Consider the following 7062-nt stretch of genomic DNA (forward strand, 5'->3'; position numbering starts at 1 on the left):
TGGCGCATCCTCCGCAAAGCCCGCCTCAGCCCCAGCAGACTCACGTCAATCGCCAGAGCCATCCTCACCCTGGAGACTCACCGCTGAAAACGCTCACTGGCCGTACGTCACGCCAGCGTGCCCAAAGGCGTACGTCCGGCGCCCGCGCAGCTGCCACCACCGTGAGTACGGGGACCGCGTGCCGCCCTATGCGGAGGTCTCGGCAGGCCCGGTTCGCCGCCCGGCCCTGCACGCGGACATCCCCAGAAGCTTCCGCTCCAATGGGGCGTCCCCGACTGCGGATTAGGCGTGCCCGCCTGGGATCGTGCGGCCGTCCCCCGCAGGACGGGACCAGCCTGCGCGCGGCTGCGCGGGCCGCGCTGCCATGCCGCCCGGTCTGATGTACACCGGATCACCCGGCAGCAGGCCCATCCTCGCCACCACCGCGGGCAGGTCCTGTACCCCAAGGACACCGCCCGTCGGCGGCGTTCCCCACCGCCCTGGATCGGGGGCCCGCACCCCATGCCACTCGTTCACTGGAGCCCTTCTGATGCGCTTGAACACATCAGATGACCAGGGAAGCGGGCACCCGTGCTGGTTTCCGGCCCGTTGGAGGCAGCGGGACGCATCCCGCCCTGGAAGCCCGTCCGTTCCCCCGGGCCGAGCCGAGGCGGTCGCAGGATCCAGGTCACCTGCCGGCGTTCCGCGTCCAACGCCACGCGGCCAGAAACCGCCACGGACCCGCGCCGGCCCTTCGGCTTTCGGATCCACCGCAACCGGTGGCTGCTTGTGTCGTTAGAGGGGACGGGAGTCACGCTGCCCCGGGGAGACCGACCCTTTCCGCGGTCTCTCCGGGGCATCCCGGGCCCTGTCCGCCTGCGCACGCGTCGGCACTTGTGGAAGCCGGGCGTGGCTGCGGCGCGGCAGCGGCTGGCGGCCAGGGCCGAGTCGGCAGCCCCCGGTTTGCGGGGGCTGCCGATCACCTCGGGCGCGGTCAGCTCGTGCTGATACGGCGGCTCGGGTGGGAGCCGGGGCGCATTCGGAGGGTAGTACCCCCGGGCCGCCCCCATTCCACCGTACGAAGCGGCTGCCCGGGGCGCCGCCAGAGCTTCCGGCCGCTGTCCGCCGCGACAGGTCCAACCGACGCGGCTGGCGAGCGGCACGCGAACAGGTTCAGGGCGCCGGTCATCTCCATCATTCGGTGCAGTTCGCTGGACCTCTGCAATCAGCAGTCGGCCGAGTGGCCGGCACGGGCCGGCGCCCGCACCCTCCGCCCGGTCCAGGGTCGGCCGGTCGGCCATCTGCGGACCGACTGCCTGGCCGTCGTCCGGCTGCCGCCGGTCCGCCCGCCGGCCGGGCCCAGTGCCCGCGTCCGGCTCGGCCGCGGCTGCCACGTCCGCGTCGGCACGGCCGGGTACTCCGCCTGCCCGCAGGCCATCGGCCGCTCCGCCGACGTGTCTGCTTCCCCGCAGGAGGCCGCGGTGTCCTGTGACGGCCAGGCCGTCGCACCTCATCAGAGGTCCTGCGCCGAACAGGCGGTGACCACCGACCCGGCCCACGGCGCCACTGCGGCCCGGATGCGCCAGGCCCGGCCCTGGACCGCGAACAACGCCGGGCGGCGACCCGCCACCACAGCGACGGACACGCCGTCGCGCTTCGGGCCCTGCCCGGCTACGACGCCCTGCCCGGCGCCGGCTTCGACTCCGCGAGAACGAAGGCGGGCAACGAATGACCCCCACCAGGGCGGCGAAGGACGGCCTGCCGTCCGCGATCGCCTGTCCCACCCGGATCGATCGGCGCGCTCCGGGAAGCGCCGGCCGCTCAGGCCCGCGACGAGAACTGGTCTCACGAGGAGCATCCGGTTCTTGAAACGGGTGAGGTCCTCCGGGTTGGGTGCGGACTTGCGACACCTGTACCGAGGAGGCCCCTCGTGGCCCACCATAATGCCCCCCTGACCGGGACCGACGCTTGCGGCTGGCCCGCTGGGCCGCCGACACGGCTGGCCCGTGCGGGCGAGGAACGTTTCAGGGCCGGCCGCAGCACCGGCCCGCTGGGCCGGCCGCTGCCGGACCCCGGGCGCCGCCGGAACGGGGGACCCGCATACCCGGCCCCGCCGCCAGGACGCCGGCCGGCAGCAAGCAGAAGTCCTCAGGCTCCGGCGCGGGCACCGCATCGGCACGCTGCGACCAGCCGCCCAGATCGGTACCGCCCTCTCGACCCCCCGCCGCATCCTGGCACGTCACGGCTTGCCTTCCGGTTCGGCGGGCTGGGGATCGGCTGCGGCCGGAAGCGAGGTGGCGGCGCGGCATTCGCGGCAGGTGACCGTGCGGGGTTGGCGGAGGATGTCGAGGGCCTGGCCGAGGGTGATGGGGGTGGCGTGGGGCTGGCAGCCGATGACGTGTATCAGGCGCGCTCCCGGATGACCGGGACGGTGGGGGAGATCTTGCACTGTCCATGCCTGCCGTCCGCCGTCGGCCGGAGTGGTACGGGTGGGGACATCCCGGTAGTCGCCGCCGGCGAGGGGCCGGACATGGCAGGCGTCCAGCCAGACAACCTGCTCAACGCGTTCCGCACGGCCGCTGCTGCCAGCTGCCCAGCCCGTGATGCCTACCCGGTACTGCCAGCCCCCAGCGGCGCGCCGCCGCTCATACAGACAAGCCCGCAACTCCTGGCCATCAGGCAGGGCGACGGTCACCCGAGCCGTGCTCCCCGGCATCTGCGCCCCCTCCCACAGGCCAGCATCTTAACCAGACGCGGGAAAGCTGCTGCGCGCAGTGGAGGCCGGATGGTGCACCGCCGTCGGCCCCTGCCTGTGTTGTGGAAGCTTAGGACGCTGGGGCGCGCCCAGCCTCGCTGGATAAGGAGCAGGCGGCCGACACCGTCGACGCCTACGCCGAAGGCGCCGCGGTGAAGGCGCTCGCCCGGCAGTACGACGCCCGGCCCAAGACCATCCGACGGATACTCGACGCGGCCGGAGCCCGCGCTGTCGGCGACGGACGAACTCCACGAGGCGGCCTCCGGCGCCGATGCCCGGGAGCAGTCGCCCACTACCGAGCCGCCGCACACCATCGACGTCCCGGGCCTGCCCGCCGAGCACCTCAAGGTCACCGAGGCTGCCGAGATCCGCGACGCACTGCGCAGGTGGCAGGACCATCCGCCGCTGGCAGGGCTACCCGGTGCGTGTCACCGCTCCGCTCGCGCTACACCAGGCCACGCTGGGACAGTGCGCCGCCCTCGCCGGCGATGGCTCCACCCCTGCCGGGCGCAAGGCCTACCGCACCTACGCCGACCGGATCGTCGCGGCCGCACGGACATCCTGACCGCTTGGCCCACCGCCCCAGGAACCACCGTGCTGGCTCGATTCACCTTGACTCGGTCCTCTTGGTGAGGCGGGCGGCTGCCGGGAGACCAATGAGGAGCAGGAGTCCAGCTGCCGCGGCATAGCCAAGGTGATGGCCGGACAGCGACACGGTGGTGTGTCCCGCTGTGCCGACGGCTTGAGCGATGCCGGCGAGGACCGTGGGGCCGATGCCGCTGCCGATCTGCAGAGCGGTGACCGTGACGGCTGAGGCGGTGCCGTGGGCATGGTCCGGTACGTCGCGCAGGCCGGTGGCGGTGAAGGCCGGGAAGGCCAGGCCCTGTCCGATGCCGGTGATGATCAGGCCGGCCAGGACGGCTCCCGGGTAGGGGCTGTGCATTCCGGCCGTGCACCACAGCAGCACCCCGCCGGCGGTGAGCAGGATGCCCGATGCCAGGAGCGGGCGGGGTCCGTAGGTTTTCATCAGGCGCCCGGAGACGAGCGCGGCTGCGGCGACGGCGAGGCTGACGGGGAGGATCGCGAGGCCGGACGCGGCCGGGGACATCCCGCGCATCTGCTGGAGGTAGAGCGGCAGCAGGAACAACGAGCCGGTGACGCAGAAGTAGAAGACGCTGGCCACCACCGCCGCGGTCCGCACACCGCGCATACGCAGCAGGCTCCGGTCCAGCAGGACGGCGTCCCCGCTGCGGGTCCGGCCACGGCGCCACCACAGGTATCCGGTAGCCGTGGCGGCTGTGAGGATCGCGCCCGCGCGCAGGGAGCCCCCGGGCCGGGAGGCCATGTCCGCGCTCAAAACGATCAAGACGATGGTTGTCACCAGCGCGCCGGCCCCTGTCAGGTCGAGCCGGCCCCTGTGGTGCCGTGTGCCCAGCGGCAGCCATCGCACCGCGGCCACGGCGGTGACCACGGCCGCCAGCGCCTGCAGGGCGAACACCCAGCGCCAGCCGAAAGCGCTGGTGACCACGCCGCCGAAGACCAGACCAGCGCCGTAGCAGCCTGCCTGCGCGGCGGAGAACACCCCAAGGGCACGCGAGCGGATCGGGCCGCTGGGGTACACCGAGGTCAGCAGGGCCGTGGCCGCTGGCATGGTGATCGCCGCCCCAGCTCCCTGCAGCACACGTCCCGCCACGACCATCCAGAACTCGGGCGCCATGAACGCGAGCACGGCGCCCGCCGCCACGATCGCCAGACCCCAGACGAGCACCCGGCGGCGGCGCAGCCGATCCGCCAGCGCCCCGCCGCACAGCAGCAGACCCGCGAACGCGAGCGCGTACCCGGTCACCGCCCAGGACAGGTTTTGCGGCGAGGTACCGAATTGTGCGCCCATCGACGGCAGCGCGCTGTTGAGCACGGCGACGCCACCGGCGTCCAGGCCGGCCGCCGCGCTCAGCACGGCCAGGGGCGCGTATCGGGCAGGCATCGGTCCGGCGGACGCCGACGGGGATGAGGGGGGCGAGAGCGTTTCGCCAGGGTGTGCGGGCATGTGCGAGCTCCAAGGGAACGCGGCGCGGAGGCGTCGGTTACGGACGGGAGCCAACCCGTCCGTAACGAGGCCGCCTCACCGCTGTGGGCACCATCTGGAGTTCAGCCTGGGGTGGAACGCGGACAGCCACGAGATACCGCTGCGGGCAGGTCTGGCCGGGGGTGGCCCCGCCAGGGCCACCCTTCGCGCCGAAGGGCCGATAATCGATGTATGGCACGGTCCGCAGCACTGCCCGAGCTGGCCCACTTCCTCCGGTCCCGCCGGGCCCGGCTTGCCCCCGAAGCGGCAGGACTGCCCCGCACCAGCACCCGCCGGCTCACCGGGCTGCGCAGGTCCGAGATCGCCGCGCTGGCCGGCATCAGCCCCGAGTACTACACCCGGCTCGAACAAGGGCGCCAACACCACCCTTCTCCTGAGGTCCTGGACACCCTTGCCACCGCCCTGCAACTCGACGACGACGCCCGCCGCCACCTCCACCATCTCGCCACCGGCAGCCCGGCACACCAGGCAGGCCCGGCCGCAGCCGAAGCCCCGGACGTCCCGGAGGCAACCCTGCGCCTGCTCGACTCACTCACCCTCTGGCCCGCACACGTGGTCACCCCCATGCGCGACATCCTGGCCTGGAACGATGCCGAATCCTGGCTGCTCTTCGACTACGCCGAGCTTCCCGAGCGCCACAGGAACTTCGCCTGGTTCGCCTTCTGCGACCCCCGCGCACCCCAGCTCCTCACGGACTGGGAGAACGTGGCACGCAGCAACGTCCACCGCCTGCGCCATGCGCTGGCCGCCGATCCGCTCAATGAACGCGGCCGCAAGCTCGTGGCCGACTTGACTGCGCACAGCAGCTGGTTCGCGAAGATCTGGGAGGAACACGACGTGCGGGGACCGGCCGCCGGGAGCCACGGGTTTCTCCACCCTCAGGCCGGTCGGCTCGACCTGGACTACACCGCCTACGTGATCCCAGGCACTCCGACGCTCGAACTCGTGGTCCTCACCGCGGACGAGGGCTCGCCTACCCACACGGCACTGACCCAGGCCGCTACCGGACGCGCCCGGTAGGCGAGACGGGCCATCGTGATTGCCGGTGAAGTGAGATGGCGGATGAGATCCCAGTCGATCGTCTTGGTCGACAGCACCGGCGCCAGGTGGGGCCAGTTGTCGTCCCCGCCGGCCGCCGGCCGGTACAGCTTCGCTGAGCCGAGGTTCTTACTGTAAGCCTCGGCATCAGCTTGAAGCCGAGCATGTGGGCGAAGGTGAAGCCGACAATCGAGGCACCGTGCGTGTCGGTGTACTGCCGGTCCACCTCCATGTCGGTGCAGTGCCGCAGCACACCCTCGATCATCGAAGCGGCCTCGGAGGCCGAACAGGACTTGAGCTGGGAGTAGATGCACACCGACTTGCGCTCAGCGTGCCAGTAGATCATCACCCCGGGGCCCCGGTAGCGCTGGTGCCACTCGGTCATCAGATTCGAGGACCAGGCGCCGAACTTACGGCTGTCGGAGCCGCACGCGGTGCCGGTGCCCCACCACATTCCGTCCCGGACGGCGAAGGCGGCGTTCACCAGCTTCCGCAGGGCCGCACGCATGTTGGCCCGGTTGACGAACAGGTGGCGCACTCGGCGAAGCGTCGCCTCGCTCTCGCCGTGTCTGCCGGTCATCGAGACGCGCTTGATCCCATGTTCGTACCCAGCCCGAACAGGACGAGGAGCAGGCGGCGCCGTAGCACGTCCTTGGACAAGTTCTCGCGGGTGGCCACCGAGGTGAACTCGGCGATGAAGTCCGTGTCGAATTCAGCGTATTCAGTGAGCTTGTTCAGCGGTGGGTCTCCAGGGTGAGGATGGCTTTGGTGGTTGATGTGAGCCTGGTGGGGTGGCAGCGGGCTCTGCGGAGGATGCGCCAGGTCTTGATCGATGCGATGGCTCTCTCGACTGGCCATCGGAGGCGGGAGCGGGCTCGGTTGACGCGCTTCTGTCTGGGTGCGGGGTCCTTTCCCGGTTTGCGGCGGCGGGGAACGGCGACGCTGTCGCCGGCTCCCTGGTAGGCCCGGTCGGCGAGGACTGGCATGCCGAGGCGGACGCGGGTGGCGATGGTCCTGTGCCGGCGGGCAGCGGTGAGATCATGGACGCGGCCCGCCAGTGCCGGTGGGATCCAGACCAGCGTTGCGTCCGGGGCCGTCACCACCTGAAGGTTCACCCCATGCCGCCGGTGCTTGCCCGAGTAGTGCGCGCGTCCGTCGCCGGACCGGCCACACTCGGCGGGGGTCCCGTCCAGGAGGGCATACC

6 protein-coding genes and 1 pseudogene are annotated in these 7062 nt (G+C 71.7%); 3 read left to right on the plus strand and 4 right to left on the minus strand.

Features of this window, described 5'->3' with window-relative positions; genetic code table 11:
• Positions 1-1202: 1202 nt before the first annotated feature.
• Positions 1203-1711: pseudogene (locus IF89_RS48325) on the plus strand (Mu transposase domain-containing protein); the annotation flags it as partial.
• Positions 1712-2218: 507 nt separating this feature from the next.
• Here the strand turns inward: IF89_RS48325 and IF89_RS46450 are convergent.
• Positions 2219-2674 (minus strand): DUF6233 domain-containing protein, encoded by a 456-nt coding sequence (locus IF89_RS46450; protein WP_158718045.1) that lies wholly within the window; start codon positions 2672-2674, stop codon positions 2219-2221.
• Between the two features lie 481 nt (positions 2675-3155).
• On the opposite strand from IF89_RS46450, the gene IF89_RS46455 reads away from it, so the two are divergent.
• Positions 3156-3299 (plus strand): hypothetical protein, encoded by a 144-nt coding sequence (locus IF89_RS46455; protein WP_158718046.1) that lies wholly within the window; start codon positions 3156-3158, stop codon positions 3297-3299.
• Positions 3300-3341: 42 nt separating this feature from the next.
• Here the strand turns inward: IF89_RS46455 and IF89_RS0133700 are convergent, their stop codons facing one another.
• The gene (locus IF89_RS0133700; RefSeq protein ID WP_030776299.1) at positions 3342-4718 is read right to left on the minus strand and encodes an MFS transporter; all 1377 of its coding nucleotides are present in this window, start codon (positions 4716-4718) and stop codon (positions 3342-3344) included.
• 273 nt (positions 4719-4991) lie between these two features.
• Between IF89_RS0133700 and IF89_RS0133705 the strand changes: the two genes are divergently transcribed.
• Complete coding sequence (locus tag IF89_RS0133705) at positions 4992-5840, plus strand: helix-turn-helix transcriptional regulator (protein ID WP_030776302.1); 849 nt, start codon at positions 4992-4994, stop codon at positions 5838-5840.
• On the opposite strand, the gene IF89_RS0133710 is transcribed toward IF89_RS0133705, so the two are convergent.
• Entirely contained in the window at positions 5821-6438 is a 618-nt protein-coding gene (locus IF89_RS0133710) for a Tn3 family transposase (RefSeq protein WP_030776305.1), read from the minus strand. The two genes, IF89_RS0133705 and IF89_RS0133710, sit on opposite strands and share 20 nt — an antisense overlap.
• A gap of 154 nt (positions 6439-6592) precedes the next feature.
• A partial coding sequence (locus IF89_RS43240; RefSeq protein ID WP_158718047.1) for a transposase family protein occupies positions 6593-7062 on the minus strand: 470 nt, incomplete at its 5' end.

Origin of the sequence: Streptomyces sp. NRRL F-2664 (assembly GCF_000719345.1) — a bacterium.
Classification (GTDB): Bacteria; Actinomycetota; Actinomycetes; order Streptomycetales; family Streptomycetaceae; genus Streptomyces.

Bases quoted from the DNA above. Each gene is read 5' to 3' on its own strand.
- IF89_RS0133700 (WP_030776299.1), bottom strand. From the start codon at position 4,718: ATGCCTGCCCGATACGCGCCCCTGGCCGTGCTGAGCGCGGCGGCCGGC.
- IF89_RS0133705 (WP_030776302.1), top strand. From the start codon at position 4,992: ATGGCACGGTCCGCAGCACTGCCCGAGCTGGCCCACTTCCTCCGGTCC.
- IF89_RS0133710 (WP_030776305.1), bottom strand. From the start codon at position 6,438: ATGACCGGCAGACACGGCGAGAGCGAGGCGACGCTTCGCCGAGTGCGC.